General features: G+C 38.3%; 1 protein-coding gene and 2 pseudogenes. All 3 read right to left on the reverse strand.

Features of this window, described 5'->3' with window-relative positions; all coding sequences use genetic code 11:
* Positions 1-107, reverse strand: a pseudogene (locus tag F6K38_RS44620) (DUF433 domain-containing protein); the annotation flags it as partial.
* Positions 108-599: 492 nt separating this feature from the next.
* Positions 600-1520 (reverse strand): annotated as a pseudogene (locus F6K38_RS37865) (choice-of-anchor L domain-containing protein).
* A 98-nt stretch (positions 1521-1618) separates the two neighbouring features.
* Positions 1619-3181 (reverse strand): calcium-binding protein (locus F6K38_RS37875; RefSeq protein ID WP_287360122.1); only part of this gene is annotated, 1563 nt, incomplete at its 5' end.

Genomic DNA, 3181 nt, shown 5'->3' on the forward strand with positions numbered 1-3181 from the left:
TTGGCACGATAGATGTATTCGTAGAGGACACTTTCGATGCCAATGCGGCTACCTTTGATGCGGATATCATCAGAGGCTAGGAAGTTGAAGTAGTCTTGGATTTGCATATAGCAAAGGGAACAGGGAGCAGGGAGTAGGGAGTAGGGAGTAGGGAGTAGGGAATAAAAATTATCACAATTCCTACACGGATTGCTATAGCAATTTGCAATTACCAGGTGAAAGTTCTTTTGAATTATAGCGTTTCGTGTAGGAATTGTAAACCAGGATTACAGTTTTTGACCTTGTCCTGATGCAGTCGCTCATGGGGAGGGGCTGCATCAAGACAAGGCAGGGTTGATTGATAACTATCGGCTGCTAGCACAAAATAGCGTTCTCTTTCTTGCGCTTACTCTGACATTAATGTTCCATAATTTTTGAAAAAATTTGTAGATGAAACAGTCTTTTTAAAGATGAATATTTATGCTGACTTCTGGAGGAGATCTTGTTTTAAATTAAAGCTGCCAAAGTCTTTTGAAATTGAGAGAATTCAAAGGTCTCAAGTGTTCGGGGTCGTAACTGTTCGGGCTGGTATATCATTCCCCAAAAAATTTATTTTAAAACTAATCTCTGGTTAAAAGTCCAGTCAGAAGCAATCCACCAAGAAAAAGCATCCCTAATGAAGACGCTGGTTCTGGCACTTTCAGATTGCTTTCATCATCTAAAGCACCATCAAGGCCATCACCAACAATTGAAGGTGGTTTCACAGTACCAAAAGTTCCAGCTTTCAGGAAAACAGCAGAATCATATATCCCATCTCTGACATCTTGAATCTTAATTTCAAGTCTGTTGCGTGAGTTTTGTAGTAGTGCCCCCGAGAAAAGTAAAGGACGTGTATAGCCATCTATTTTTGTCAGATTACTAACTGAACCTGTTTCAACAGGGTTATAGATAAAATCAGGATGATATGGGTCAGTTTCGCTTTCAATACCTGGTTCAAGATCGAAAAATAACTGGTTAATAGTTGCTGGACGACCATCAGTTAATGTTGCTAGGTTAACCCCATTTAACAGAAATTCAAATGAATCATTGAAAGGGCTTCCACCATACTCAATGAATTCTTCGGATCCGAATATATATTGAAAGTACAGAGTATCTTTTTCTGAACTAACATCAAACTCAATAACCAATGACGTTATATCTTCACCTGGAGTACCAAAATCTGTACTTAAATCTTGTGTAAAACTAGGATTTTCTCCATCAAAACTGTTAATGCCGACAATCTCATTGACTTTTCCTGTACTCAATACAATACCCGATTCTAATCTAAATGGATCATCTTCAAAAACACCAAATCATCTTGAATCTCCATTTAATTCAACTTTAAAATCACTAAGTCCTGTAGTATCACCCAACAAAAAGTCAATTAAAAGATTAGGGGAACTGTTTTGTTGTACATCAAAACCTGTTGCTGGTTGCGAAGGAATAAATGTTAAGATGCTCGTTAATATGAACAACAAGCTCTCAATTTTTATTGATTTCATTTTACCTCTCCAATTAAGGTATTCAATATGAATTTGCAATTCTCAACTTGAGTCTTACAAAACTGGGATGCACTCAAACAGAACTTGAGGATTTATTTTTACTCTAAAATATTGCAGTATTCTTCATGTACTTTGTTGAAGCTAAAGTAATCATCCTGAAGATCTAGCTCGAAACCTCCTTGAATAATTCCAATTAGTTCATCTTTGTTTGTCTCACGAGAACCACGGCTGAAAATTCCTATTCCTGTTGGTAAAGTATCCCCTGTAGAAGCCAAGTAGTAATCAGGCAATAACCGACTACAACGTTTTTCTGTAAAATAAAGGTGGATAGTATCCTCAGAAGGATTAAAGTCTGTAATAATAGCGTAGCTGTCCGAAGCTTTATAGTAATCTGATGAGCTATTCCCCAGATAAAATTCGTCAGCACCATCCCCACCAGTGAGAACATCAACCTCTTGTACATTGTTGCTATTTGAAGTTCCTTTTAGGACATCATTACCAGAACCCCCTTCTAAAGTATCGCTACCATCACCTCCCAAGAGAGTATCATTGTTACCGTTGCCTTGAAGTAGATCATCACCTTCTAACCCTCTTAAATTGTTACTACTAGAATCACCAGCAAGAGAATCGTCTTGACTAGAACCTGTAATGTTTTGGATATTAATGAGAGTATCACCTTCAGCATCACCACCTAGAATGTTTCCAGTTTCTAAGTTAATCCTGACACCTTCAAGGGAATTAGAATAAGAAGCTGTATTGATACCACTTCCACCATCTAATGTATCTGCACCGCCTTTCCCGGTCAGGTTATCATTTCCTGCATCTCCATAAAGCTGATTAGCTTGATTATTACCGAATAACCAATCATCATATATAGAACCATGTAAGTTCTCAATTGAGATGAGTTGATCACCAGCAGCATCGCTGAATGGGTTCAGATATACAAATTCTTGAAAAGATTTTTCTAGGTCAACATATACACCTGAGAAACGGGCATTTTCATAGCTAGCTGTATCTTGACCTTCACCACCATCTAGCACATCAGCACCAGCTCCTCCAATTAAAATATCATCTCCATCATCAGCTTGAATCCTATCATTTCCATTACCACCACTAATTAGATCATCACCAACCCCAGCAAAGATAGTATCAAAACCACCACCACCTTGGATATTGTCACTTTGAATCGTGCCAATTATTTGACTTCGTTCAATGTTAAAGAAACTAATAGCATCATTTAATTGCTGACCATTTAAATCTGTTCTTTGTCTAGAAATATAACCAGACGTTGCATTATCGCTGTCGAAACCTCCAGTGATGCCACTCCCCCAGTCATTCCTGATACCATAGTTGACAATTAAGAGGTCATCTCCTTCTCTTCCATCAACAAAGTCAGTTTCACCACTGCTTATATCTGGATCAATATCATTATTGCCAATATCTCCAAAGAAGGTATCCCCGTATGGAGAACCCTTTAGGTTTTCAGTTGTTGACTGGCTATTTTGTTTTTCAAAAGTATCACCAGTCCCTTCTCCCCTAAATCCTTGAGAGGCTAAGTCAACACCAACACTGGAAAGAGCTTCACTGTAGTCAGCCCAGTCTTCTCCTTCTCCACCGTTAAACTTATCAGCTCCTACTCCACCAATTAGCGTATCATTACC

It is taken from the genome of Moorena sp. SIO3B2 (assembly GCF_010692525.1).
Classification (GTDB): Bacteria; Cyanobacteriota; Cyanobacteriia; order Cyanobacteriales; family Coleofasciculaceae; genus Moorena; species Moorena producens.